Source organism: Bartonella sp. CL25QHWL (genome assembly GCF_042195335.1).
Lineage (GTDB): Bacteria > Pseudomonadota > Alphaproteobacteria > Rhizobiales > Rhizobiaceae > Bartonella.
Map to the genome: position 1 here is coordinate 256,354 of NZ_JBHIOE010000001.1, position 26,002 is coordinate 282,355.

At 37.0% G+C, this 26,002-nt stretch carries 21 protein-coding genes and 1 tRNA gene; 12 read left to right on the plus strand and 10 right to left on the minus strand.

Going from position 1 to position 26,002, the window contains the following annotated elements:
* Positions 1-12: 12 nt before the first annotated feature.
* The 3 genes from ACFILY_RS00910 to ACFILY_RS00920 form a co-directional block, all read right to left on the minus strand.
* Positions 13-408, minus strand: coding sequence for an MliC family protein (locus ACFILY_RS00910; protein WP_273790144.1), 396 nt, complete (start codon positions 406-408; stop codon positions 13-15).
* A gap of 416 nt (positions 409-824) precedes the next feature.
* Positions 825-1,958, minus strand: coding sequence for a 3-dehydroquinate synthase (gene aroB, locus ACFILY_RS00915; protein WP_273790143.1), 1,134 nt, complete (start codon positions 1,956-1,958; stop codon positions 825-827).
* Positions 1,933-2,565 (minus strand): shikimate kinase, encoded by a 633-nt coding sequence (locus ACFILY_RS00920; protein ID WP_273790308.1) that lies wholly within the window; start codon positions 2,563-2,565, stop codon positions 1,933-1,935. Before ACFILY_RS00920 ends, aroB begins: the two co-directional genes overlap by 26 nt.
* Before the next feature lie 260 nt (positions 2,566-2,825).
* Here ACFILY_RS00920 and ACFILY_RS00925 point away from each other — a divergent pair, with 260 nt between their 5' ends.
* The 3 genes from ACFILY_RS00925 (at position 2,826) to ACFILY_RS00935 (ending at position 5,589) form a co-directional block, all read left to right on the plus strand.
* On the plus strand, positions 2,826-3,764 hold the full coding sequence (locus tag ACFILY_RS00925) for a site-specific tyrosine recombinase XerD (protein WP_273790142.1): 939 nt from the start codon (positions 2,826-2,828) through the stop codon (positions 3,762-3,764).
* A 78-nt stretch (positions 3,765-3,842) separates the two neighbouring features.
* Positions 3,843-4,799 (plus strand): acetyl-CoA carboxylase carboxyltransferase subunit alpha, encoded by a 957-nt coding sequence (locus tag ACFILY_RS00930; RefSeq protein ID WP_273790141.1) that lies wholly within the window; start codon positions 3,843-3,845, stop codon positions 4,797-4,799.
* 40 nt (positions 4,800-4,839) lie between these two features.
* Positions 4,840-5,589, plus strand: coding sequence for a murein L,D-transpeptidase family protein (locus ACFILY_RS00935; protein WP_273790140.1), 750 nt, complete (start codon positions 4,840-4,842; stop codon positions 5,587-5,589).
* A gap of 1,579 nt (positions 5,590-7,168) precedes the next feature.
* Here the strand turns inward: ACFILY_RS00935 and ACFILY_RS00940 are convergent.
* The 3 genes from ACFILY_RS00940 to ACFILY_RS00950 form a co-directional block, all read right to left on the minus strand.
* Complete coding sequence (locus ACFILY_RS00940) at positions 7,169-8,230, minus strand: CobW family GTP-binding protein (RefSeq protein WP_375637301.1); 1,062 nt, start codon at positions 8,228-8,230, stop codon at positions 7,169-7,171.
* A 406-nt stretch (positions 8,231-8,636) separates the two neighbouring features.
* Positions 8,637-9,734, minus strand: a complete 1,098-nt coding sequence (locus ACFILY_RS00945; protein WP_375630665.1) for a D-alanyl-D-alanine carboxypeptidase family protein — start codon at positions 9,732-9,734, stop codon at positions 8,637-8,639.
* A gap of 693 nt (positions 9,735-10,427) precedes the next feature.
* Positions 10,428-11,234: a 1-acyl-sn-glycerol-3-phosphate acyltransferase gene (locus ACFILY_RS00950; protein WP_273790137.1), complete on the minus strand. Its 807-nt coding sequence runs from the start codon at positions 11,232-11,234 to the stop codon at positions 10,428-10,430.
* Between the two features lie 128 nt (positions 11,235-11,362).
* Here ACFILY_RS00950 and thiD point away from each other — a divergent pair, with 128 nt between their 5' ends.
* Positions 11,363-12,217: a bifunctional hydroxymethylpyrimidine kinase/phosphomethylpyrimidine kinase gene (gene thiD, locus ACFILY_RS00955; protein WP_375637303.1), complete on the plus strand. Its 855-nt coding sequence runs from the start codon at positions 11,363-11,365 to the stop codon at positions 12,215-12,217.
* Positions 12,218-14,070: 1,853 nt separating this feature from the next.
* Here thiD and ACFILY_RS00960 read toward each other — a convergent pair.
* The 3 genes from ACFILY_RS00960 to ACFILY_RS00970 form a co-directional block, all read right to left on the minus strand.
* The gene (locus ACFILY_RS00960) at positions 14,071-14,352 is read right to left on the minus strand and encodes a GNAT family N-acetyltransferase (RefSeq protein WP_375637305.1); all 282 of its coding nucleotides are present in this window, start codon (positions 14,350-14,352) and stop codon (positions 14,071-14,073) included.
* A 16-nt stretch (positions 14,353-14,368) separates the two neighbouring features.
* On the minus strand, positions 14,369-14,884 hold the full coding sequence (locus tag ACFILY_RS00965; protein WP_375637307.1) for a hypothetical protein: 516 nt from the start codon (positions 14,882-14,884) through the stop codon (positions 14,369-14,371).
* A 275-nt stretch (positions 14,885-15,159) separates the two neighbouring features.
* Positions 15,160-15,234, minus strand: a tRNA-Gly gene (locus ACFILY_RS00970).
* Positions 15,235-15,420: 186 nt separating this feature from the next.
* Here ACFILY_RS00970 and ACFILY_RS00975 point away from each other — a divergent pair.
* The 7 genes from ACFILY_RS00975 (at position 15,421) to ACFILY_RS01005 (ending at position 23,847) form a co-directional block, all read left to right on the plus strand.
* The gene (locus ACFILY_RS00975; protein WP_375637309.1) at positions 15,421-16,398 is read left to right on the plus strand and encodes an ABC transporter substrate-binding protein; all 978 of its coding nucleotides are present in this window, start codon (positions 15,421-15,423) and stop codon (positions 16,396-16,398) included.
* Positions 16,399-16,462: 64 nt separating this feature from the next.
* Positions 16,463-17,359 (plus strand): ABC transporter permease, encoded by an 897-nt coding sequence (locus ACFILY_RS00980; RefSeq protein WP_375637311.1) that lies wholly within the window; start codon positions 16,463-16,465, stop codon positions 17,357-17,359.
* The gene (locus ACFILY_RS00985; protein ID WP_375637313.1) at positions 17,352-18,146 is read left to right on the plus strand and encodes an ABC transporter ATP-binding protein; all 795 of its coding nucleotides are present in this window, start codon (positions 17,352-17,354) and stop codon (positions 18,144-18,146) included. Before ACFILY_RS00980 ends, ACFILY_RS00985 begins: the two co-directional genes overlap by 8 nt.
* A 4-nt stretch (positions 18,147-18,150) precedes the next feature.
* On the plus strand, positions 18,151-19,191 hold the full coding sequence (holA, locus tag ACFILY_RS00990; RefSeq protein WP_375637315.1) for a DNA polymerase III subunit delta: 1,041 nt from the start codon (positions 18,151-18,153) through the stop codon (positions 19,189-19,191).
* 1,954 nt (positions 19,192-21,145) lie between these two features.
* Entirely contained in the window at positions 21,146-22,075 is a 930-nt protein-coding gene (locus ACFILY_RS00995) for a prephenate/arogenate dehydrogenase family protein (protein WP_375618338.1), read from the plus strand.
* A 410-nt stretch (positions 22,076-22,485) separates the two neighbouring features.
* Positions 22,486-23,340: a YihY/virulence factor BrkB family protein gene (locus ACFILY_RS01000; protein ID WP_273790091.1), complete on the plus strand. Its 855-nt coding sequence runs from the start codon at positions 22,486-22,488 to the stop codon at positions 23,338-23,340.
* A 30-nt stretch (positions 23,341-23,370) separates the two neighbouring features.
* Positions 23,371-23,847: a YaiI/YqxD family protein gene (locus ACFILY_RS01005; protein ID WP_273790302.1), complete on the plus strand. Its 477-nt coding sequence runs from the start codon at positions 23,371-23,373 to the stop codon at positions 23,845-23,847.
* Between the two features lie 2 nt (positions 23,848-23,849).
* On the opposite strand, the gene ACFILY_RS01010 is transcribed toward ACFILY_RS01005, so the two are convergent.
* A complete protein-coding gene (locus tag ACFILY_RS01010; protein ID WP_273790090.1) occupies positions 23,850-24,545 on the minus strand; it encodes a TlpA disulfide reductase family protein in 696 nt (231 codons plus the stop codon).
* A 32-nt stretch (positions 24,546-24,577) separates the two neighbouring features.
* On the opposite strand from ACFILY_RS01010, the gene argH reads away from it, so the two are divergent.
* Positions 24,578-25,978 (plus strand): argininosuccinate lyase, encoded by a 1,401-nt coding sequence (gene argH, locus ACFILY_RS01015; protein WP_375637317.1) that lies wholly within the window; start codon positions 24,578-24,580, stop codon positions 25,976-25,978.
* Positions 25,979-26,002 lie beyond the last annotated feature (24 nt).

Sequence of the window (26,002 nt, forward strand, 5' to 3'; positions counted from 1 at the left end):
TTCCCGTGTTATTTAAAATAATAATGTTGACTCATCTTTACAGAGGATAGGTTTTTTTTCTTCTGGATCCTGAGCAAGGTCATAAAGCGTGACTTCTTTGTTCTTCTCCCACCAGATATACTGAGCTCCTGCAAATTTTGCTCCTGTCGCAGCGATGACATTAGCAGCAATGACACGATCACCGTTCCATTTGAAATCAACCAACGAAATATTGTCAGCATTAAGATAGACTGCCTCAACGCGCTCTTTACCTGTTTCAGTATCACACTGATAGGTAATGATCTCTGTTTTGGGCTCTGGATTGTCTGGTACTTCAATGATTAAAGAACCAGCTAAGCTATTGTTTGAGCTGAAGAGTGATAAACTTAAAGCGGTGAAAAATCCTAAAATGTGCAAAGTTTTTTTCATGATGCTTCCCTATATTCCTAATATTGTGCACAAAGAATAATTTGACTGATACGATGGTGTCTACGGCAGGATTCGAACCTGCGACCCCAGGATTCATACCACTTCGATTTTCACCGCCAGCCTTATCGGCTGTTTGTGGTCTGGACTGTCTCTTCACCTTGAAGCTTTTGCTCTTTAGGTGCTGCCCGTTCAGTCTCTACACCTTTCTCTCATTTTAAGAGAGACTTGGCTCGGGATTGGCATATAGTCGCCCATGAAGCTTTCCCCGAATTTGAGCAGATTCACTTTGAGGATTTCTCCTCAAAGTGCCCAATTTCTTTAGGAATCCTGTGCTCTATCCTACTGAGCTACGCAGACATCATCATATTTAATCTTTAATAGAAGTATAAAAACGAATCAATTATATTCAATATGAATTAACGAATTTCTGTTAATTTTTGTTCCAAAAAAGATAAAACTGCATCTGGTGAAACATTTTTTGCAATAAATGATTGGCCAAGTCCGCGCGTTAAGATGAAGGTCAAATTATTTTGTAAAACTTTTTTATCTTGGGCAATGAGAGTCATTAAAGTTTCAGCATCTGGTAGACACCCTGGGATATCCTTTAATTGTGTAGGTAATCCTATTGCTTTAAGGTGTGCTTCAACGCGTTGTGTAAGCGTGGGGCTTATTAAATTTAATTGAGCAGAAAATTGATGCGCTAGAATCATTCCAATTGCTACAGCTTCACCGTGAATTAAACGCTTTGAGTCATAAGCGGTTGCTGTTTCAAGCATGTGTCCAAATGTATGGCCGAGATTTAAGAGTGCGCGCTCTCCTGTTTCGTGTTCGTCACGTGCTACAATGGCAGCTTTAAATTGGCATGAGCGGACAATGGCTTCTGTTCGCATAGGGCCATTAGAAAAGACTTCTTGTCCATTTTTTTCAAGCCATTCAAAAAAATCAGGCTGGTTAATGAGTCCATATTTGACCATTTCCGCGTAACCAGCACGAAATTCACGCAGTGATAGGGTATCAAGGACACAGGTGTCAGCAATAACGCATTGCGGTTGAAAAAAAGCACCAATAAGATTTTTGCCATATCGGCTGTTGATGCCTGTTTTTCCACCAACAGAGGAATCAATTTGTGCAAGAAGCGTTGTGGGCATTTGAATGAAGTTCATACCACGGCGGATTATACTTGCAGCAAATCCTGCTAAATCGCCAATGACACCACCGCCAAAAGCAATAACACAGTCGCCTCTTTCTAAACGCGCGGCAAGAATTTGATCGATAACAACTTGCAGGGTTGAAAATGATTTTGATTGTTCTCCCGCTTCTACAATAATAGGGACAGTATGAATTTTATTTTTTGTTAATTCTGCTTGCAATATCTCCAAATGAAGGGAAGCAACATTTGTATCTGTAACAAGTGCAAAGCGCGTTGGATAAGGATCTTTTTTGTTAAGAGCATGTTTAATCTGTGAAGCAGCTTGTGTAATCAGACCCGGACCAATGATGATATCGTAACAGTGTTTGTCCAGTTTAACAGTGACGGTTTTGGTTTGCATGCTGGTTATCCCTATTGTTAATTTCTGTGTATAGGTAGTGCTGTACGGATCGTATAACATTTTGTGCTACGGTATGACGGCTTTCTTTATGACTGTTAATTGTTAAGTTTGCCTTTTCATAGATAGGATAACGCTGTTCCATGAGTTTTTGCATGGTTTCTTTAGGATTGGCTGTTTTAAGCAGGGGACGTGTCGGGTGCTTTGAGACACGTTGCATGAGGATATCAAGATCGACTTTTAGCCATATAGATATACCATTTTTGTGAATGGCTTTTCGGATATTTTCATTTATGTAGGCACCACCACCTGTTGCTAAAATAAGGGGACTTTTTTTCATGAGGTTTAGAATAACACGCTGTTCAAGAGCACGAAATTCGGATTCACCATAAATTTCAAAGAGTTCCGTGATTGTCATTTGTGCAGCTTTTTCAATTTCTTGGTCAGAATCATAAAAGGGTAAACGAAGCATGGTGGCGACGCGTTTTCCGATCACTGATTTGCCTGCCCCCATAAGGCCAACAAGGACAAGTGCTCTTTTATCAAGGGACGATAAGAGCTGATTCTTTATTTGTGTTATGGGGATTCGTTTTGGTCGATTGCTTTTCATAACTTTATTTCGGCATTTATCCATCTTAAAGTCAATTCCTGTTAATCTTTGTGAGGCATTATACGAGATAGAATATTTTTGGGTAGGTTATTGTCTTATGCCAACATTGACTAGATTTTTGATGATTCTTTTCATTTTGTTTTCTGTTTTTTTCATTATAATGGGTGCTCTTGTGGTTTGGGTTGAACCAGTAACTGTGGATATGTACATTGATGTTCCCTTGGATTCATGGAATCTTTCTACGGAAGTGAATCAATGAAATGAAAAGTGGTGCTGTGATAGATCATTTTCTTGAGATGATGAGCGCGGAGAGAGGGGCTTCACCTCATACACTTGCGGCTTATCAGCATGATTTGCAGTGGGCACAAGACGAATTGTCTTCACACTCTGTTTCGCTTTTTTCAGCACAAAAAGAAGATTTAATTACCCTTTTGTCGCTTATGCATACTTTTGGTTTTGCGGCATCATCGCAAGCGCGCCGTTTATCGACTTTGCGTCAGTTTTATCAATTTCTTTATGCTGAAGGGTTGAGAGCAGATGATCCCTCTCATGATATTGATGCACCTCGTCAGGGGCGTCCTTTGCCCAAAATCATGAGTGAAGATGCAGTGATAAAATTGCTTGATTTGGCACAGTTAGAAGTCAATCAAGCAGATTATGGGTCCAAAGAGTATTTCCGTGCACTGCGTCTTCAGCTATTGATTGAAATGCTGTATGCAACGGGATTACGCATCAGTGAGTTGGTGAGTCTGCCGGTTCAGTCTGTTCGAAGGAAGGAGTACAGCGTTTTGGTTCGTGGTAAGGGCAAAAAAGAACGAATGGTGCTGTTATCAAAAAAAGCATGCCAAGTTCTTTCACAGTGGTTAAACTTGCGTGATCAGGGAAAGGGTGCTACGAGTTCTTATCTTTTTCCCGCGCATTCCGAGACAGGATATATTGCTCGTCAAGTCGTTGCGCGGGAGTTGAAAAATCTCGCTAGAAGAGCAGGAATAGAAAGTGATAGCTTTTCTCCCCATGTGTTGCGTCATGCTTTTGCTAGTCATCTTTTGCAAAATGGTGCTGATTTGCGTGCCGTTCAACATTTGTTAGGTCACTCTGATATTGCTACTACTCAGATTTATACCCATGTGTTGGAAGAGGGACTTTATCGTTTAGTCAATGAGCATCATCCACTTGCCGATGAGCAAAAGGCTCGTTAAAGAAAAGGTGATGTTTTTGAAAAAGACTTTATAAAGCAAATTATAAGTGTATAAGTGACACTGAATGAGTTGACACAAATGTATAATTATCTTGATTTTGAAAAACCAGTTGCTGATCTTGATGGGAAAATTCTTGAATTAAAAAAAATTTCTCAGGAAAAAGGCAGTCTTGATATGAGCGATGAGATTGCTCGCCTTGAAACGCGTTCCCAAACAGCCTTGCGCGATATTTATAAAAAATTATCGCCGTGGCAAAAAACGCAAGTCGCTCGTCATCCTAATCGTCCCCATTTTATGGACTATTCTAAACGCCTATTGAGTGACGTTACGCCTTTGGCCGGAGATCGCAAGTTTGCTGAAGATGAGGCTATTCAAGCGGGGTTTGCACGCTTTAAAGGTGAGGCCGTTGCTTATATCGGTCAAGAGAAAGGTTATGACACGCAAACACGTTTGCGCTATAATTTTGGTTCTGCACGTCCAGAAGGCTATCGTAAAGCTGTACGTATTATGGAAATGGCTGATCGTTTTGGTTTGCCACTTCTCACTTTTGTTGATACGGCAGGCGCTTATCCTGGTGTGAGTGCTGAAGAACGGGGGCAGGCAGAAGCAATTGCCCAATCAACAGCTACAACTTTGCGTTTGAAAGTTCCTGTAGTTTCCGTTGTTATTGGAGAAGGCGGTTCTGGAGGGGCGATAGCAATCGCGGCTGCCAATAAAGTTTATATGTTGGAGCACGCAATTTACTCTGTTATTTCACCAGAAGGAGCAGCTTCTATTTTATGGCGTGATCCAGCTCGTGCGAAAGATGCTGCAATGAATATGCGTATTACCGCTCAAGATTTGTATCGCTTAAAGATTATTGATGGCATTATTTCGGAACCTTTAGGGGGAGCACATCGTGGCAAAGAGATTGCCATTGATGCAACGGGTGATGTTATTTCAGAGGCTTTAAAAGCTATGGCTGGAAAAGATGGGGAAGCTCTTAAACAAGAGCGAAGGGAAAAATATCTTCAAATTGGTCGATCTCTAACATAGGTTATTTTTTGTGAGGGGTGTTGGATTGGAGTTTTATTCGATGACATTTAGCAGATTCCTCGCTGTGTGCATGTTGTTTGTAATGGGAATATTGACAGCATGTGAAGGAAGATTACCAGCTTCTATTCGTGCTAAGGTTGAGCAGCCGTTGCCGCAAGAAATCCAGAATAGAATGGCTTTGTACGATATTGATCCTTATGCACCAATTGTAATGCGATTTTTCAAGGAAGAAAATCTTGCTGAAGTTTGGAAACAATCTCGTTCAGGACCTTTTATCTTGGTTGCTCGCTATGGCATTTGCAAATGGTCTGGTAAGCTTGGACCTAAATATAAAGAAGGGGATCTTCAGACACCAGAGGGTTTTTATACTATTAGCGCAAACCAAATGAATCCTTATTCAAAATATTATCTTTCTTTTAATATAGGATTTCCTAACCTTTATGATCAAGAAAATGGTCGCACAGGAAGCAATCTTATGGTGCATGGTTCTTGCTTTTCCGCAGGTTGTTATTCTATGAGTGATAAGAACATGGCTCAGATTTACGCGTTTGCACGGGATGCTTTTAAAGGAGGACAAAGAGAGTTTCAGTTACAGGCTTTTCCTTTCCGCATGACCGAGGATAATATGTCACGTCATAGCAAGGATCCTCATTATCAATTCTGGGTTATGCTTAAGAAAGGTTATGATTTTTTTGAAAAAAATCGTCAACCTCCAACTGTTGAGGTTTATGGAAAACGTTACGTTTTTAATCGCGATATTGATAAAACTTCAGTTTCTCGAATGCCGTGAGTGTTATTGTATTCTATTGCACTGTAACACTATCACTTAATAATGGCGATACAGGATATGCAAAAACTTTGCACATAAGGTGTTTAAGTGAGTAGTCAATATTTTAAAGCGCAGAGTTTTTTCATAGAGCCTTATGTAAGTAAATCAGATGAGGTGGGAAGCCAAGAGGAATTTTCTCAAAGAAGTTGGATTGTTTGCACATCGGCACTGGTGTCAATCTTCGTTTTTAGTGAAGAGTAAGTTAACATAAAATGCACCTCTCTTTTTATTTCTTTCAAAGAGTTTTATTCTTTTATGCTGTAAAATATTGTCTTGTCGTGCTGTTATATAAGATACATTCACATATTTTAAAATGCGATATTGCCTCTGTCTGATTTTGGTTTTTTTCTTAACAGGGATTTTGATTTCAATTAGCTTGAATAAATATAGAGTTGAGCAGAATATTTTAGAACCAAGAATTTGGCCAATCTGTCTGTGAAATGAATCACATGAAGTGGTTTGCAGATGAAGCGCATTTAGAGAGAAAACAATCTGTTTACAGATTGATGGATATTGAAAATTTTTATCATAACAATTTGATTTATAATGATAGTTTATAATTCTTCAGTTTGAATTAGGGACTAAATATCATAAGATCCTTTTATCTTAAAATTTGTTTATGGTGAATCAATCGAAACCATTTTTTGCACGCCATAAAATTGGATTGGCATGTGAATAAAATTTTTAAAGAAAGGAGTACAGATAGTTCTCATGAGTACTCTAAAGTGCCAAGTTTTTTCAAAACATTTTTAACTGGCAAAAGTATGAGGCGATCAGTTTACATATTTATAGAGTAAAGATGGAGAATGGGCCTTATACATTTCATGGAGAATTTTGTATTATATTATTTATGGGTAGCGTCTTGAAATAGGAATAATGCGTATTGAGAGACGGTGTTTTTAAACGAGTGCGTGAATTCGTGATACAATGGTATTCTATTTTGTGTGAGGGCGACGATTTTACAGATAAGGGTAATATGTTAGCGCTGGAGTGTTTTAATAGATAGTCATTTTCCGGCATGTGATTTTGTAAGAGAGCTAAAAAGTTTCAATTGTGGTAGTCTATGGGGATTTTGCCGCTCAGTGAAAAGGTACGAATAATTTTATGAGAGGCATTATTGTGCAGAAAGCATTGTTAAAAATGTGTATTTTCTTATTTTTTATTCCATTATGTTAATAAACTTGAATAGAAATATTTATGAAAGTTTTTTATAAATTTATAACATATTGATTATAAAGATAATTTAGTGTTATTCAAGTTAAATTAGAACCCTGAATACCGTAAGATTCCACATTTCAAAGCTGTTGCATGTTGAATAAATTAAAACCATTTGCTTGCACATTACAAGCGAGGATTGCTGCGTGGGTGAAATTGTACAAGAAAGACTAAAATGCTTTTTACAAACCGTTTCAAGTGCCAAAAGCTATTTCAACATTGGGAATTAGCAAAGTGTGTAATGATGTGCCGGTTTGCTCCTTTAAAAACATAAAGATGGTGGTGTCAATGAATTTAATGCTATATCATTGAAGAGGAGAAAAAATTAAAATTTTATTCCTGGAATGACCAGAGGATTTTCTAAGAGAGCTGTTTTGTCTGCAGTATCTATTGCTGGTTTATTAAAAAAAGCATTGAGGAGTTTTTGTATAGCTTCTTTTTCAACACCATCGGCAATGATGACGAAACGTGTTTGTTTTATTCCTTTTGGCCATGCTGGCAATCTTATGGGAGGGTGAAAAAATGTTTGTACGCCATGTAATACGAGTGGGCGATAAGGGTCATCACGCAATGCGATAATTGCTTTAATACGTAATAATTTTGTACCATAACGCTCTTGTAGGAGATCTAAAAAGGCTTCAATTGTGGCGTAATCAACAGGACCCTCACAGTTTAGTGAAAAGGTACGAATGGTTTTATGGGGGGTATGATCATGCGGGGTAGTCGTAAGATTTTGTTTAAGTTTTGTATTTTCTACTTTTTCATCCCATAATGTGTTATTTATTAATAGATTTGAACAGAAATCTTCAGAATGGGCGTCAATGATTTGTGCTGTAGGATTCATTGTTTTAAGTGTGCTAAGGAGTGTATCTGAAAGCGTTTGTGGGTCTCTAAGATCTGTTTTGGTGAGAATGATTTTATCAGCAAATATTAATTGTTTATATATTTCAGGATAGCGCTCACATATGGAAAGCGGGCTTAATGTATCAAATGTTGCAAGAACAGCATTTATGGACAATGTTTGAATAAACAACGGGTGGCTTAAAAGTATTTGTAAAATAGGGGCGGGATCAGCCATCCCTGTGGTTTCAATGATAATATGATGGAGTTGTTTGATCTGTCCTGTCTGAACGCGATTTATTAAATCAATTAATGTGTCGATGAGATCACTGCGTAAATTGCAGCATAAGCAGCCATTGGCAAGCTCAATAATTCCTTCTGTCGTTTTTTCAACCAGAAGGTGGTCAATACTGATTTCGCCGAATTCATTGATGATAACAGCACATTCTGTTAAAAGAGGGTCTTGTAGCATACGGTTGAGCAAAGTTGTTTTGCCAGAGCCTAAAAAACCTGTAATAAGCGTGAGGGGGATGCGCTTTATTTTCATGTTAATCATCAATCATAGTTTTGTTTTTAAAAAATATATCTCAGTATGTCTAACCAATTTATAATGGTGTCCGTGAGGGATATAATGGTTAATCCCCCATGAAATCCATTGTACCACTATCTTTACGCTTATAAAGGTAGGTGCACGTGGGTATATCATACACTTTTTAGCGTCAATGTTACGATAATTCTTAGTTCTTGAAAGGACTTATAGGAAGAATTTTTATTCTTTGTTTTAATTATTTTATCTACATGTTCATCCACCTTGTGGTGGCAAGAAACTGGTTTTTATTGCTTCAACAAATACAGATTTGAAATGAGAGAATCTTACAATACTTGTGGTTCTGACATAAGGTACAAAATAATTAATTATCATTATAAATCAAAGTATTATAATTAATTTTAGATTATGATTTATGACTTTTTATAGAATGGTTTGCGTGCCTTTTATACGGAATATAGGGTTTTCTTAGTGGTTTTACTGTCATTTTAGGTGTTTGTGGCGTACGAATGAGATGTACTGATAAAGGATGAGAAAAAGAAGGTGGAGCAGTGATAAAAGGTGAGGTGAGAATAATATTTCCTTGATCATCATATGAATTTGCATGCATTTTTATGGCTTCAGGTGTGCATGTTTGTTGTCTCATATTGTTGGCTTGTGTTATGTTGCTCCCATAAGGTTTTAATGTTGCTAGTGTTAATTGGGGGTTTCCTTGGTGCAAAAATCCTGTTTCAAGAAGTTGTGCAGCTTTTTCTTCTCTTTCACTTATGTTGTTAGCACCTAGAATGACAGCAATAATTGTACGTTTATTGCGGGTGGCTGAGGCAACAAGATTAAAACCAGAGGCACAAATAAAGCCTGTTTTCATACCGTCTATCCCATAAAAACGGCCAATGAGGTTGTTTGAGTTATGTTGGATTTTTCGATTATTACCAAAATCAATGGCTGGAATAGAAAAATAATGAGCATATTGTGGAAATTCTCGACGTATTTGAACGGCTAAAAGAGCAATATCGCGTGCCGTGGAGTAGTTTTGAGGATCTGGTAAACCACTTGCGTTCGCAAAATGGGTGCCAAACATGCCTAAACGTTTAGCTTCGCTATTCATTTTACGTACAAAATCTTTCTGTGAACCCGCAATAGCTTCACTCATGGCAATGGCTAAATCATTGGTAGATTTAACCATGGTAATACTTAAGGCTGTATCAAGTGTGAGTACAGAACCAGCTTTATAGCCTGAACGATATGAGGGAGCTTTTGCGGCGTATTCGCTGATGGTGATATGTTTGTTTGGTGAAACTTCCCCTCGGCTCATGGCACGAAAAATAACATAAGCGGTCATTAATTTTGTCAAGGAAGCAGGATACCAACGCTCAAAAGCTTGATTATGTTTTAAGATACGCCTCGTTGTAACATCAACAGAAATAAAAGGCTGCGCTAGAGCAACAGCGCTGGATAAACTCAAAATCACAGAAAAAAATAAATTATAGAAGAGACGTTGCATTAATTTAAATCTAGTTCCCTCTTATTCGTTATTTAGAATTGTTTTAATGTAGCACACAAAGCTTTTAAGTCTAGGATAGGGAGGAAAGATGGTTAATTGCTGTATCCGTTGTGTATGTGGGATAAAAAACAACACTCATTTTTATTTTCCCCTTGAATTTGGTTTGATGACTTAAGTATCTCAAGAAATACTTTTTAAATAATGAAGATTGTACAAGATTTCAGATTCTTGGGGGATTGATGTTTCTTAGGAAGGAACGAATCTGCATAATCATACATTTTTCTTGCTTTCCTATTAGGACAGCCCTTGGTATTTGAGACGGTTCGTAAAAAGTATTTTAATCTTTTCTTGTATCGTTTTATTCACACGAGGTATCCCCGCTTGTAATGTGCAAGAAAATAATTCTAATTGATTCAACCTAGAGTAGATTTGAAATGAGAAAATCTTACGGTATTCAGGGTTCTCATTCAAGTTGAATAACGCTAAAATATCCTTATAAATCAATGAGATGTAAGTTATTTAAATGATTTTAAAGAGAGGAAGAATTCTTTTTCAAAAAAATTTACACATTGATTATTTCTTATCATGTACATGTGTTTTATAATTTTGAATTAGAAAGTTTGAAGTATCTTTCTTATATTTTTGTTTCCTATACTCCGCTCAATATACAAAGTGATGCATTATTCTTATCAATCAGTGCATTGTTTCATGATGATTTAGTTTTTGAAGTTTCTGAACAGCGTATGGTGGCATAGGAGGAGGGGTAGGATCTTGAGCTGCTAAGAGAAGCAGTTCATCACACGCTTTTTCAGTTTTTTGGACAAGTTGATCTAGAAAATCACGTTTGCTTAAACCAGCCTCTATCGGGGGAAGAATACGGACACGAATTGTTCCAGGATAGCGGCGAAAATTATTGCGTGGCCAATATAAACCCGCATTATGTGCAATAGGAACAACTTGAAGTCCTAATTCATTATAGAGCGCGACAATTCCTGACTTATAATCTGGTTCTTGACCGGGTTGTCGGCGTGTTCCTTCGGGAAAAATCAAGATTTGGCGCCCTTGTTTTACTTTCTCTTTTGCTTTTTGTATAATCATTTTTAAGGCTTTGATGGGTGTTGTGCGGTTAATGGGGATAATTTGCGTTTTTGCCATATACCAGCCAAACAATGGAATCCACATCAATTCACGTTTTAAAATGAGAGTGGGATCATCAAAATAGGGAACAAGACTGAAAGTTTCCCAAGCCGATTGATGCTTTGGAGCAATGATATAGGGTCCTTTGGGAAGATTTTCTAAACCTTCAATCTCATAACTTGTGCCTGCGATGTATTTTTGCAAAAAGAGAGTAACGCGCGCCCATGTTTTAGGGACAATCCATGCCTTTTTGCGGGGCATTAAAAAATAAACGGGAGCGTAAAGAATCATTTGTATGAAAGTTGTTGTATAAAAAGCGAACGTAAAAAGAATAGAACGAAGGATAAGCACTACATTTTCCATTTTATATCTATAAGAAGACTTCGTATATAATATAATTCACGTGAGAAAACATCTTCTTTATATTTTTTCAAGCATCTATTTTTCGGTAACTCATTTTCCGATATTTAAAAACAGAAGGAAAGAGGTTGATGGAATTACAAAAAGATAAACTTTTTATTCCACGGATTTTATCTATTGCGGGAACAGATCCTTCTGGTGGCGCTGGAATGCAGGCGGATTTGAAGGTTTTTTCAGCTATGAAAACTTATGGTATGAGTGTGGTTACAGCTGTTGTTGCACAAAATACTCAGGGTGTGCGTTCTTTTCAGGCATTAGATGCTTCTTTTGTTGCAGATCAAATTGATTCTGTTTTTGAGGATATCCATGTTGATGCCGTTAAAATTGGTATGGTTGCAAATGCTCAGATTGCACAGGTTATTGCAGAACGTCTTGCTTATCATAAAGCGCGTTTCATTGTTTTTGATCCGGTTATGGTTGCAAAAAGTGGTGATGTTCTTTTAAAGTCTGATGCAATTGAAATTATGCGTGATGTTCTTGTGCCGATGTCAACTTTGATCACGCCAAATTTGCCTGAAGCTGCATTGTTATTGGGATGTGAAGTGCAATGGTCTTTAGAGACTATGTATCAATATGCTCCACGACTCTTGGCGCTAGGGTGTCGTGCAGTTTTGTTAAAAGGGGGACATTTGAATACGCTTACCAGAAATAGTACAGAAAATTACGATTGTTCTAGTCCAGATCTTTATTGTGATTGTGAAAACCTTGTTATACTTGAAGCCTCTCGTCTTTCAACCACTCATGATCATGGGACAGGGTGTACCATTTCTGCTGCCATTGCAGCTCTGTTACCTACCCAACCTTTGGATTGCGCTGTTAAACAAGCAAAAGATTATTTGCATGGCGCTTTAACTGCCTCAGATGCTTTAAAAGTAGGGAAAGGGCGAGGGCCGCTTCATCATTTTTATGCATTATGGAAAGATTAATACAACAATTGATAGTGAAAAATCTTCACTCTATGAATTTGTTTCGTCATTATATGCTGTTTTGGACTTATGACTGATAAGTGTTAGCGCATTGTAGCTTAACAGTTATTTTGTATTAAGAAGGATGAGAAAAAAATGTTATAATTTGTTTCTTTTATATATTTTTTACGATTAATCTATCCTGTTTCAGAGGCAATTTTGAGTATAAAAAAAGAGAGAGAAAGGAATTGTAAAATCAGGATTTGATAGAAAAAAGGATAGAGGGAAAGACCAATATTAAAGCTGGCTGATCCCACTATATTTGCTGTTTCTTATATTGGTGGCAAAACAGGATGAGCCAAAATCGTTATCAAAATTATTGAAGATATCTAACATTTACAGAGTTTTTTGTCGGTATGGATAGGGTTTTCTAAATAGAAATTGATGCTTTCTGATGGAATTATTGGCGTTTCAGATGAGTAGCCATGAGGAGTTTCAACATTTAATACAGCAAGATCTAGAAACTTTCACGCATTTAGAGCGGGTTTTAAGGTTTTTATATTTATAGTGATTAAATTTTAGCGAGAAGATAGTCGATCGTACAATCGGAGTTTCAATAGACCTGTAGCGTATGGTTTAATCTTTTCAAAATTGAATTTTTATTCTGTTGTTTAGCAGATGTTACCATTAAACATTTAAAATGGTCTGATTTTATTGTGCGCTATGACGGTTTCAACACCTTATGTTACCTTATCTTGATTGAAGTTATGTTCCTCATGTAAAATAGAATGCACTTATATTGTTAATTCACATGTTTATTTTAAAGAGATTTCTCTCAAGGTGTGTCACATCCATTTTATAATAATGTTCGTGAATGGTCTAAAGCTTCTATGAAGTGTATAAAACTATTATGCTTCCCATTTTTACGTTTTCAAGGTGAAAGGGGTCCCCCCCTATACTATTTTAGCTCCCAATGTTGCGATAATCTTTGGTATTTCAGAGCGTTCAGAAGAAGAGTTTTTATTCCTTTCTTCAAGTGAATTTTATCGATACGTCAATTTTGCCTGTTATGCGTGAGAAGATGATTGTGAGTGATTTTAATGTATAGAGATTTGAAATGAGATAGTCCTATGATATTTGAGACGCTTGCTCAATATGAATAATTATAAATTATCTTTATAAATCAAGTTGTTAATTTATTTTTGTGTTGAAGATTATTCTGGATAAGAATTTGTTCAAGCAAGAGGATTACCAAATGATGTCAACGCTGTTTACACAAGTACAAGGGAAAATTTCTTTTGTCTTTCAAATGATGTGCTAGAAATCCCAAAAACTTAATTCACTCTACATAATAGGTGAAAATAGTTTATTTCGTGTAAAAATAATACAATTAGCGTGAGAGATTTCTCATCATCAACTGTGATATAAAAAAGAAACAATACACATAAAGGACCTTTAAATGATCTTTGAAAGTTTTTTTAAGCTCCTTTGGTTATTTTATAAAGCGAAAATTTTTTCTATTAATTAACTAACAGACTAACCATCTAACAAACTATGATGCAACTGTCGTTCTAAATATTTGCTTTCGAGTTCTTCATAATTATCAGTAACAAACAGTAGATTATTGATCATATAAAAAATTTACACTTATTCAACTTAGATTTGTGATAGATATCTTTATTTAAGACAAAGTAAGAAAATAAGAAAATTTGAGTGAGTCATTTAAAACAATTATATTTGTAATGATTTTAGCTTTTCACTATCAGTAGTAAAGGGGATTGGCCAAGCTTCCTTGGTTGTATCGATTGCTTGATCATATCTGAGCTCTGCTGAAAATAATAAATTCTTTTAGTTGATGAGCAAAAAAGAATTCATCACTCAATGATCATGTGTTTATTGGAATAAATTTTAAATTCACCAAAGTTTGTAAAGCCCAATTTTTTATAAATGCCAATTCCCTCGTGAGAGGCTTGCATACCAATAACATGACATTTCTTTCTTTTTAAATGCTCAATAGCAATTTTTGTCATGAATGACCCAACACCTCTTTTCTGAAAATCTGGATTGGTGACAATATCATACACTCCACCAACTCCATCTGCTTTAATACAAAAATATATTGCTATAGGATTGTTATTTATATAACCAACGAACATCTCTACATCAGAGTCTTTATTTATAACAACGGCCTATTGTTTCATAAAATATAACTGCTTCTTCATCAAAAGGCTCGAAGACTGATGCCATAACATTTCCATAATCTCTAAAATCTTGAAGTGATTCAACTTCCTTGATTTTGAAGTTATCCGGCATAGAAGTAACATGTGAGTCTATATTTTGCGCTAAAGCTGCCATGCCTACCTCTGTTTCAACATGCTCTAAGCTAATAGATAAGAGAACTTCATCAACTTTATAATGAGACGAATGAGGTCCAACCCACCAAGCTAAAGGTAGTTTCTGCGCATTAAAGGAAGCGATTATAGATTTTGCCTGCTCTACAGGTATAGTTTCTTGTAAATTTTTAGCAGAGATAATATTGAATGTATCTGAAGCAAATGTTGAATTAATAGAAGACACGCCATTTGAAAAATCAACAACCTTCATTTTAGGGCACAATTTTGGTAAAAAATGTACTTTTGAACAAAAATTATTCTCTAATGATAAGTCAATTTTTGATTTGTTTAACATTTGTTTTTCTTGTCATTGCTCATCATTTCTAATTAATCTTTTATACGGGGGCTGTAAAAAAATCCGTCTAAGTTAAAAATTATTATCTTAGATCTAAGCCCCAATCCAATAGATGCTTCACAAGAAATTACGAATCTTAGAAAAACTTTGAAAAAAGTAAATTGATACAAAACCGAGTGGAAAAATATACAAAACCTGCTGGCAAGCTACATACAGCTACAACAACCGATGACAAGCTATAACTCCATACAAGAACGAATAAATACAAAATTCAATGGAGCGGGCGATGGGATTCGAACCCACGACCCCAACCTTGGCAAGGTTGTGCTCTACCCCTGAGCTACACCCGCTTACCGATTCGATATATGTCTTGTCTGTATGGCGTAGGCTTCTACGAATTGCAACAAAAAAATATCATTTTAGTTTGATTTATTTTGTCCATGTTTAAATAAAATGAAATAAAGATTGATTTTAGAAAATTCTTCAGTAATAAATTATTCCTTTTTTAATTTTTGCATGGAGAGGGGTGGAATATAATGTTGAAGAGAATAAATATATTAGGGATTATCATTGCAACTGTTTTTATGATGAACAGTGTTGCAAAGGCTGATGACCAAGTTAAACACGTTAAAGTTGCAATAACGCAAATTATGGTCCATCCTGCTGCGGATGCTGTTCGTAAAGGTGTGGAAGATGTGCTTGCAGCAAATGGTTATAAGCAAGGTGAAAATTTTCAACTTACCTTTTTATCAGCGCAGGGTAATATTTCAACAGCAACGCAAATTGCACGTAAATTTGTTGGTGATAAACCCGATGTTATTGTAGCAATTACCACGCCTTCAGCACAAACGATGCTTGCGGCAACAAAAACAATTCCTATCGTCTTTGCAGCGATTTCTGATCCTATCGGAGCTAAAATCGTTTCTTCACTTACCAAACCTGGCGGTAATATGACGGGGAGTTCTGATCGTATAGATGTTGCAGAAAGTGTTAGACTTTTACAAGAAGTAAAACCAGATTTGAAAAAAATTGGTTATCTTTATAATGCTTCTGAGGCAAATTCTGTTTCGACACTTAAAACGTTAAAGGATGTAGCAAAAAAAGCTGGAATTGAAATTATTCCCTCATCGGCACCAAAGCCTTCAGATGTGCAGGCAGCAACACGCGCTTTAATCGGTAAGGTCGATATTATTTTTGTTCCTGCTGATAATACGATTTTATCTGTTTTAGAAGGTGCAATAAAGGTCTCAGAGGAAGCCAATATGCCTGTATTTACTGTTGATGCTAATACTATCGGGCGCGGGCCTTTTATGACGCAAGGTGTGAATTTCTATGATGTAGGGGTTGATGCTGGAAAATTGGTCGTGCGTATTCTAAAGGGTGAAAAACCTAGTGATATTGATGTTGTACAGGCAGCTAATAATGACATTCGAATTGATTTGAAAGCAGCCCAAAAAGCAGGGATTGTTATTCCGCAGGCAGTTATTGACCGTGCAACAAAAGTGATTCAATAACTTTTATTGATCAAAGTGTTGATCCTATAAAAATACGTTAAGTTTTCATGGAGATTGTTTTTACATGAATATATTTGCGTTTTCTGGTGCTGTGGAATTAGGCCTTATTTATGCGTTTGTTGCTATAGGGGTTTATCTTTCATTTCGGGTTTTAGATTTTCCTGATTTAACAGTTGATGGATCGTTTCTTCTTGGTTCCTGTGTCTGTGGTGTTTTGATTCTCTTGGGTTTCAATGCATGGACAGCTATGGCATGTGCTTTTTGTGCAGGTATGGTGGCTGGTTTATTAACGGCTATGTTGAATTTGCGTTTTGGCATTTTGAATCTTTTAGCTTCTATTTTAACAATGTCGGCACTTTATACGGTTAATCTTCGTATTATGGGAATTATGGGAGGGTCTAATGTTAATTTAGCTCTTGCTGATACGGCGTTAACGCCCTTTTATAATCTGTTTGGTTTGTCTGATATTTTTGTGCGTCCTTTTTTCGTTGGTATTGTGTTGCTCGTTATGGCGTTTTTGATTTGGCGCTTTTTGGAAAGTGAAATTGGTCTTGCTATGCGTGCAATGGGAGCTAATCCACGCATGGCGACGGCGCAAGGTGTTCATACATCAGCATTGATATATTTTGGAATGGGGCTTTCCAATGCGTGTGTGGCACTTGGTGGTTCTCTTTATATTCAAACTGCGATTGCAACAGATATTACCGGTGGAATTGGAACAATTGTTTTTGGATTGGCAGCCGTGATTATCGGTGAAACTCTCTTTCGTACGCGCAATATTTTTTGGATTATAATCAGCTGTATTGTAGGGTCTGTGCTTTATCGTGTGGCGGTGCAATTTGCATTTGAAGCAAATGGAATTGGTATTGATACGTCGACAGATCTTCAGTTGATTACTTCACTGTTGGTTATTTTAACCCTTATTGTGCCACGCTATTGGAGGAGGCGTAAACGTGATTGAATTTTTTCATGTTGGGGTCACATTTAAACCGCAAACACCTTTGGAAAAACAGGCTTTAATTGATATTAACCTGAAAATTGATCAGGGTAGTTTTGTTACGGTTATTGGTTCAAATGGTGCTGGTAAATCAACTTTGCTCAGTGTTTTAGCGGGTGCAACGCTTCCTTCAACAGGGAAAGTGGTTATCAATGGACAAAATGTTTCTAGGCAATCAGTCAGTGAACGCGCTGGAAAAATTGCTTGTGTTTTTCAAGATTCGTTAGAGGGAAGTTGTGGTTCTTTAACAATTGAAGAAAATTTGGCTCTTGCTGCTCTTCGAGGAAGTCGTCGTGGTTTGCGTGCGGCTTTAAATTATGAGAAACGGCAATTTTTTCGAGAGAAAATTGCTCAATTAGGCATTGGTCTTGAAGCATATATTCATAATCCTATGGATAGTTTATCAGGTGGGCAACGCCAAGCAGTTTGTCTTGTGATGGCAACGTTAGCACATGCGGATGTTTTATTGCTTGATGAACATACCTCAGCACTTGATCCTGGAATGGCTGATTTTGTGATGCGGTTGACTGAAAAAATCGTTGAAGAGAAAAAATTAACGACTATCATGGTGACTCATTCTATGCGTCAGGCTCTTGATTATGGCGATCGCACCTTGATGTTGCATAGTGGAAAAGTGATTTTGGATGTCTGTCATGAAGAGCGTAAGGGCTTGAATGTCAATGATTTAATTGGCATGTTTCAGAAAGTTCGCGGGGAAGTTCTTGATGATGATGAACTGTTAATGGATTAATAATGTGGCTCAGAAAAAAGCACATGAAGTTGATCAGTTTTTAACGCGTTTTTCACGTGCTTTTCCTATTGTTCTCATTTATGGGCCAGATCGTGGTCTTGTTTGTGAGCGTGCACAATGTTTTGCAAAACTTACACAGGTAGCAATAGAAGATCCATTTTCGACAATTCGTTTGGATGCTGCTGAAATTGATAAAGATCCTGCGCGTTTGGAAAATGAAGCGCGTACGTTATCGCTTTTTGGGGGAGATCGTTTGATATGGATCTCTAATGCGGCTAATCAAAAAGGTTTTCTTGCTGCCTTAAAACTTTTAATTGAGAAGCCACCAGAAGCTTGTTTTATACTCATTGAATCAGGGGATTTAAAAAAAGGAACAGGGTTGCGCAATGCTGTTGAAACGGCGTCAAAAGCGATGGCTTTGCCCTGTTTTGCCGATGATATGCGTTCTCTTGACGGTTTGATTGATGAGGTTTTAAGGCAGTTTAAGAAGACTATTTCTTTGGATGCACGTAGATGGTTGCATGAAAGTTTAGGGGCGGATCGCCTTGTATCACGAGGTGAATTAGAAAAGCTTTGTCTTTACGCTGCAAATGCTCACGTTACTCTTGAAGATGTGAAAGCTGTTGTAAGCGATGTCAGTGCTCTTTCTCAAGATGAAGTCATTGATGCTCTTTTATTGGGCGATATATCAGGCTTTGAAGTGCATTTTAATCGACATGCAGCAGTGCATGGGGCACTTTTTTTAATTTTGAGTACAGCTCAAAGGCATTTTCAGCAATTACAGCTATTGCGTTATCAGGTAGAGGTTGAAGGAAAATCGCCTTTTACGGTGGTTTCTGAAGCTCGTCCTCCCATTTTTTTTCAACGGAAAAAGATCGTTGAACAAGCTTTAAAATATTGGAAATTAGAACAAATTTCTTATGCAATGGAAAGAATTCAGAGTGCTGTTTTAGACAGTCGTAAAAATCCACTTTTGGGCGAAGCTATCATTCGTCAAGTTTTGTTAGGGCTTACAATTATTGCACGACGCCAGATGGCAGCTTAACAGACTAGAAATATAATGATTTTTTATTTTTGGTATACCACAGAGGCATTTTCAGCAATTAAAACTGTTATGCTATCAAGTAGAGGTTGGTGGAACTTGTATTTTTGAGGATGCATTTTAGGAGCTTGAAAGCTTGATAGAAATTTTTCTTCAAAAGAAATAGTTTATTTTCAAAAGGCCATTTTGAAACAGTTTTATTATTTTGTTGTATCGTAAAGTACTGTTTTTTAGAGTAGTGATACGAGGCTCATATCAAATTTTATGTATTCGATGTTTTTTTGTGTGGATATTTGGTGAATATTAGGTTGGTTCATAGAGTCTTAATGGAGTAACACCCCCATGTAAAACAGAGTATCTCAAACAACAGAAGACACTTGTATGGTAGATTCATACGCTTTCTTAGAAATATTTTTTAATGCGCGTCATATCTATTTCGAGGCGGTGTTTATGAATGGTGTAGAAGTAAAGTTCCTTGTGAAGAATATAAAACCCATAGAGCAACTCTATCTTTACGCTTAATAAAGTGCAAGTCGACACTCATTATATACTTTGCTAGCCTCTAATGTTGCTACAGTTTTTAGCATTAGAGAGCGTTTTTCATCATTTTGCTCACATGTCTTCTTGTGACGTGTAGACAAGAGATTTTAATTGATAAGAGGGTTTGTGATGGAAGAATTTTACAGTATTCGAAGTTATGATTCAAATTGAAAAAAATTATTATTTTTATAAATCAATATACTATAGATTAATTGAATCACATAAAATAGTGAGCCAGAGGAATCTTTTAGACAAGAAAATGAACGGTGTGCAGATCTGTATGAATTAAGAATCTTCGTGGGATGAGGAGAAGGTCAAAATAGATTATGATGAAAACGACAGCACCTATGGGGAAACTTTTATGTTTGATACAGAGATGATTATCTTAGCAATGAATGTGTCTCATAAACAAAGCTAGCCATTGTTTATTATTAATAATTTATTATTTTTTATATTGAATCAATCAGAACAATGTCTTTTACACGTCATAAGTGGGGGTGTGTGGATAAAAACTGTGCAAGAAAGCACTAAAAATGCCTCTTATGAATGCTCTAAAATTCCAAGGTTTTTTGCAACATTGGGGGTAGGAAAATATAATAATAGTGTTTTATTAAGTGTAAAGAGGGTCGTGTTTAATGGATTTATAGTTATAATATTTACGAACATTGTCGTGAGATAGGCTGAGGAGCGAGATGCCTTTTTAAAACAAACGCATGAATTTGTAATCCAAATCTATTCTATTTAGGGCGTTCTATTTTACGCGAGGGTTGTGATTCCATTAAAGGGATGTTCAGTGTTTTTGTTATCCAAACTTTTTCTTTATTGAGAGGGCGTGTTTTTCTCATATTTATTTGATTTATGGTATCCGGAATCGGGAGAGGAAAATGTTTTAAATGGTATCTTTTGGTATGCGTTGTTTTACGGTGTTTTCAATATTCGCGAAACTTATGTTGATGTTGTAGGTGGAGTCGTAATACGTTTTTATATAGGTCTAATGTACAAATTAATGAACGTATCGGGATAATTGGAGAAGAGTTAGTGTCCGCTTACGCTTTTGATGTGTTTTTTTGTGAGTAAATTAGTAAGATAAAGTAAACTGATGGGATTTTATGTAGAGTCGTTGTTATCCTAATTGAGAGTGCATTTTATTTTGTTTCGGTGATGCGCTTTGATCAGTAATTAAGAGGGAGTTTTAGAGCGTGATGTTAGATTTCTCGTCATTTATTTTTTATGTGTTTTCTAGGTAAAGTGATCTGTTGTCAGCTTGCGCAGGTGTAATTGGTAAACTGCGTTATTCTTTATTCCCTAGTTGTCATTTTTTAATGTTTTACGCATAACTCTTGAACAAACAAACAAGAAAATTGTGATTTTACAATTGTCTTTATTGCCATTTGCAAAGAATCTTTGAAGGTGAAAGATGCTCCATATTCAGTTTGAAAAAATAGCACTCATTGGGATCGGTCTGATTGGGTCTTCTTTAGCAAGAGTGATTAAAAAGAAAAATCTTGCGGCTCAGATTTCTATTGCAACACGTCGTCCAGAAACCCTGAAAAGAGCGCGTGAATTGGAGCTTGGGGATTTTTATACGACAGATAATGCAAAAGCAGTTGAAGGAGCAGATTTGGTTATTCTTTCTGTTCCTGTTGGGGCTAGTGCAGAAGTGGCAAAAACTATTCGTGATCATTTAAAACTTGGAGCGATTGTGAGTGATGTTGGTTCTACGAAAGCGTTGGTTATTGCGGAAATGGCACCTTTATTGCCAAAAACGGTTCATTTTATTCCAGGGCATCCAATTGCTGGAACGGAATATTCAGGACCGGATGCTGGTTTTGCTGATTTATTTATGAATCGTTGGTGTATTTTAACGCCTTTTGCGGATAGCGATGCTGCTGCTGTCGCACAATTAACAGCGTTTTGGGAAGCTTGTGGTGCGCGTGTCGAAAAGATGGAACCTAAGCATCATGATCTTGTTTTGGCTATTGTTTCACATTTACCCCATTTGATTGCGTATAATACTGTTGGGACAGCGAGTGATTTAGAAAAAGTAACAAATTCGGAAGTGATTGCTTATTCCGCTTCCGGTTTTCGTGATTTTACGCGTTTAGCATCTTCTGATCCCGTTATGTGGCGAGATATTTGTTTGCATAATAAGGATGCTATTTTAGAAATGTTGAGCCGTTTTAGTGAGGGGCTTGCTTTTTTAGAACGGGCAATTCATTTAGGAGATGGTGAGACACTGTTTAACTTTTTTACACGTACGCGTGCTGTACGTCGCAATATTATTGATGCTGGACAGGAAATTGATGCTCCTGATTTTGGACGTCAGAGTGTTTCTAAAAAAGGGTGAATAAAAGCAAGGGGGTTTTGTTGAATTTCGTTGGTTTTTTCTAGAAATCGATAAGAAGTTTTTTCTTTATTCAGTCATAGATTGCAATAAAAAGGAGGGGCGATTGCTCCGATACAGATAATCATGACTTCAAAAGGTTTTATGTGTGCACGATCATCTTGCTTAGCTCTCTATAGGGCATATGATGTACAGAAGAGGTTACTGATCTGTAGAAGTAACAAAAAAATGAGGTCGTTGTAGAACTTCATAGAGTGGGTTATTGTTTTTGTTTTGGTATAAAGTCGGGCTTGACCGTATTGATTATTGACCTTTATATTGCAACATTGCAAAATGTTTATTTGCAGAGTTTTGATAATTTTTATAAAACTTGAAATAGACTGAGGAAGAGTTTTACCAGAAAGTATTGAGTTTTGTTAAAAAATATCTTTTGGTATAGCTATCGTATTTTGGGTGACGCAGTAAGTCATTATTGGCGTGATAATGGGAGTGCTTTTGCAAGCCATGTTGCGCTATCGGGGCTTTTAGCATTTTTCCCTTTTTTTATTTTTGGAACATCGTTTGCTCGTTTTCTAGGGGCTTTTACCTATACACCGCAAAAAATTAAAGCACTGGTGCAGTTATTGCCTGATGTTATTGCAGAGCCTTTATCTCAGGAAATTGTCAATGTTTTAACCATTCATCGAGGAGGTGTGTTGACGCTTTCTGTCATTGGAGCGGCTTATTTTGCTTCTAATGGGATAGAGGCTTTGCGTACGGCTTTAAATAAAGCTTACCGTGTTACTGATCGACGGAGTTTGTTATTTTGTCGTTTTCAAAGTCTGTTTTTTGTAATCCTTGGAGCTGTTGGTCTTGTTGTGATTAGCTTTTTATTGATTCTGGCGCCTTTGTTGATCAAAATTATGCAAAATCATTCTTTTTTTATGACTGAATATATTGCTGTTATTCGTGTATGGCGTTATACAGTTGCAATCGTTATTTTGTTTATCAGTCTTTTGATTGTTCATAAATGGCTTCCAGCAGGGCGGCGGAAAATTATAGATATTTTACCAGGAATAGTGGTGACAATGTTTATATGGTTTATGGCTTCTATCGCTTTTGCGCAATATTTAACGATGTTTGATTATATTTCTACCTATGCAGGGTTGGCATCTATTATGGTTGCTATTATTTTTCTCTACATATTGAGTGCAATTTTTATTTTGGGAGGAGAAATAAACGCGGCGATAATGTTTTATCGCAAGGATTTGCAACATTCAGATGAATGAAAGAGCTTATTATTGCTTGAAAGCCAAGGTATGAATATCCCAATAAAGCCTGCTATCACTTTGTTGATTGATGCGGATGCTTGTCCTGTAAAAGATGAAGTTTATCGTGTGATGAATCGTTATCAGCTTAAGACATTTGTTGTGGCAAATCGTTCTTTGTCCCTTCCAGATGAAGCACTCATTGAAAGAGTGGTCGTTGCTGGTGAATTCAATGGTGCTGATGATTGGATTGTAGAACATGTGCATGAGGCAAGTATCGTTATTACCAGTGATATTCCTTTAGCAGCACGGGTTGTGCAAGCTGGGGGTTTTTGTCTTTCGCCAACGGGGCGTATTTTTGATGTAAATTCAATTGGTCAGGCTTTGGCGATGCGCAATTTGATGGAAGATTTGCGTGGACAGGGCAGTATAATAGGCGGTCCCCGTCCTTTTTCTCGTAAAGACCGTTCTGCTTTTTTGTCAGCACTGGATCTTGTTATACAACGTTTAAAAAGACGCGGTTATTAAAGTTATAGGGCTTCTTTAATGACTGCTTTTATAAGTGCTTTGGCATCGTCATTGGCCCATGGAGCTGCACCATTGAAAGAAGCAATGAGATATCCCTCTTTATCAATGAGCAATGTAATGGGGAGTCCTAAAGCGAGCCCCTGTTTTCTAACATTGTTGAAAATATCCATTGTTTCATCGCGATAGTAAAGCAAATTATCTGAATGAATATTCTGTAAAAATTGCTGAATTTTTTCAGGAGAAGCAGTTTTATCGATATTAATAGCTATGACATCAAAGTTTTCTCCACCTAATTCACGTTTTAATTGCGCAAGTTCAGGCATTTCTGTGCGGCAAGGTGCACACCAAATAGCCCATAGATTGACCAGCATTGGTTTTCCAGTAAATTCGCTGAGTGTGTGCTCTTTTCCTAGAATATCCTTGAAAGAGAGTTTATTCATATCTGAGGGCGTATCAGCAAATCGTATGTGGCTAAAAAAGCCTTTTGCTGCTTTTCGTATCGCCATCATTTTTTCTGCTCGTGCTTTATTAATGTTTATTTCTTGTGCTTGTGCTGCTGAAATGAAATTGAAAAGAAAAAACTCTCTTTTGGTATCGTAGTTTATGGTTGCGTATAAACTCAATGCAATGATAAAGAATGCAAGGGAAAGTTGCCTTTTTTTATTGTTTTTTTTGCTGATGAAAATTTGAAAAATCATAATTTTGTCCTTTGGATGGGTGTTTTCAGAATATGACAGATGAGAAGTTAAAGAACCAAATGTGGGGTGGTCGGTTTGCGGCAGGCCCTGCTGCAATTATGGAAGAAATTAATGCTTCTATTGATTTTGATCAAAAACTTTATCGACAAGATATTGAAGGTTCTCTTTCTCATGCAGCTATGTTAGCGCAAACGAAAATCATTTCACAATCAGATTATGAAAAAATTGTTCATGGTTTGAAACTTATTCGCCAAGAAATTGAAGACGGTAAATTTGTTTTTTCACGAAAGCTTGAAGATATTCATATGAATATTGAAGCGCGGCTGAGCGAATTGATAGGTCCTGTAGCTGGGCGTTTGCATACGGCGCGTTCACGCAATGATCAAGTTGCTGTTGATTTTCGCTTGTGGGTACGTGAAGCAACGCAAAAGATAGCACAAGCTTTAAAAGGATTGATAGAGCAATTACTTATTCGCGCAGAACAACATGTTGATACCTTTATGCCAGGCTTTACGCATTTACAATTGGCTCAACCCGTAACATTGGGTCATTATATGATGGCTTATGTTGAAATGTTTGGTCGAGATTTATCGCGGATGCGTGATGCTCTTGAGCGAATGAATGAATCGCCTTTAGGAGCGGCTGCTTTAGCGGGGACAGGCTTTCCAATTGACCGTTTTATGACAGCAAAAGCGCTAGGCTTTCGCGAACCTACACGCAATTCAATTGATAGTGTTTCAGATCGTGACTTTGCATTGGAATTTTTAAGCGCTGGCGCTCTTTGTGCAACACATCTTTCACGTTTAGCAGAAGAAATAATTCTTTGGTCAAGTGAACAGTTTTGTTTTATTCATTTATCAGATGCTTTTTCAACGGGTTCGTCTATTATGCCACAAAAGAGAAATCCTGATGCGGCAGAGTTAGTACGAGCGAAAGCAGGTCGATTGAATGGTGCGCTTATGGGATTGTTAACGGTGATGAAAGGATTACCGCTTGCTTATTCAAAGGATATGCAAGAAGATAAAGAATATGTGTTTGATGGGGCTTTGAGTTTGGAATTATCACTAGCAGCAATGACAGGGATGATTGCTGATTTGAAAGTGAATAAAAAAGCCATGAAACAAGCAGCGGATTTAGGGTATGCAACAGCTACAGATTTTGCTGATTGGCTTGTACGCGAATCAGGGATTCCTTTTCGCGAAGCACATCACATCACAGGGTGTGCTGTGGCATTGGCAGAAAAAAAACAGTGTCGCCTCCATGATTTATCATTAGATGAACTTCAAGCAATTTGTCCTGATATCAATGCGACACTTTTTGATGTTTTGACCGTTGAAAAATCTGTTGAAAGTCGCAAAAGCTTTGGGGGAACAGCGCCTTCAGAGGTTTTTCGGCAAATTGCGTATTGGAAAAAGCGTCTCGTGAGCGCTTGAGTGATTGTATTTTAAAGGTAAAAA